At 65.4% G+C, this 1,279-nt stretch carries 1 protein-coding gene; it reads left to right on the top strand.

The window, feature by feature from the left end; all coding sequences use genetic code 11:
• The first annotated feature begins 42 nt into the window (after positions 1 to 42).
• Entirely contained in the window at positions 43 to 1,248 is a 1,206-nt protein-coding gene (locus C9J87_RS19270) for an IS30 family transposase (protein ID WP_107706354.1), read from the top strand.
• The last annotated feature ends 31 nt before the right edge of the window (positions 1,249 to 1,279 follow it).

The raw sequence follows: 1,279 nt of genomic DNA, 5'->3' as shown, positions 1-1,279 counted from the left end.
GGCGGATTCATATGGTCGAAGCAACGCTTGAAGGAGCGTTGTATGCCGAAGACATTCCCGGTTGAAGTGCGTGAGGCGTTTGTGGAGTTGATCTGCGGTGGGGTTTCCCTTCGCCAGGCCGCTGAGCGAACTGGGGTGTCGAGCACTCAGGCCGTGGCGTGGTGGAGCCAGTCTGGCCACATGAACCTTCGTCTCGTGTTGGGTCCTCATGGTGGCCTCGGGTCTGTTCAATCGTTGGGCTCCGTCGTGGGAGGGGTACGGCGGGCGTTGTCGATCGATGACCGTGTAGAGATCGCGGCCGGGGTCCACAAGGAGTGGACGCTGCAATGCATCGCCGACGCGATCGGTCGTGACAAGTCGGTGGTGTGCCGCGAGCTCAGTCGCAATCGCAGCCCGGACGGGGTGTATCGGGCGAGCGTGGCGCACTGCGCCGCCGCGGTGCGTCGTCCCCGCCCCAAGACGAGCAAGTTAGCCGCCAACCCTGGCCTGTGTCGGCGGATCGAGGCGTGGATGGACGACGGCTGGTCGCCCAGATTGATCAGCCAGATGCTCGCGCGCGATGCAGCCAGCGACACTGACCGGGTGAGCCACGAAACGATCTATCAGGCCCTCTACGTGCAGACCCGTGGGTCGCTGCGCGCTGATCTGCACCGCTGTCTGAGCCTGAAACGAAGTCGACGCAAGGCACACGGCAGCACCCGGAACCCGGCCAGTCCGTACAAGGAGGCCTTCAAGATCAGCGAACGGCCGGCCGAGGTGGCTGACCGGGCGGTGCCGGGCCATTGGGAGGGTGACCTGATCATGGGCGGCACGGCGTCGGGCTCGGCGATCGGGACGCTGGTGGAGCGCTCGACCCGGTTCACGATCTTGTTGCACCTACCCGGTCGGCACGACTCGAACGCGGTGGCCGAGGCGATGATCCGCGAGATGGGCAAACTGCCTGAGCACCTGCGCCGCTCGGTCACCTGGGACCGCGGTGTCGAGCTCGCCAAGTACGCCGACATCCAGACCGCGCTCGATCTGCAGCTCTACTTCTGCGACCCGCACTCGCCTTGGCAGCGCGGCACGAACGAGAACACCAACCGGCTGTTGCGGCACTGGTTCGAGAAGGGCAGCGATCTCTCGATCCACACTGCCGAGGACCTGGCCCGGATCGCGGCCACCCTCAACGCACGACCCCGTCCCACCCTGGACCTGCACACGCCGGCCCAGAGACTGAACGAGCTGCTGCGACAGGCAGCAGCCTGACCCAAATTGCTTCGACCGATTGACATTGCCC

Source organism: Nocardioides allogilvus (assembly GCF_003047285.1).
Classification (GTDB): Bacteria; Actinomycetota; Actinomycetes; order Propionibacteriales; family Nocardioidaceae; genus Nocardioides; species Nocardioides allogilvus.
Note: the sequence above shows the minus strand (reverse complement) of the source record. Positions and strands in the feature narration are given on the sequence as shown.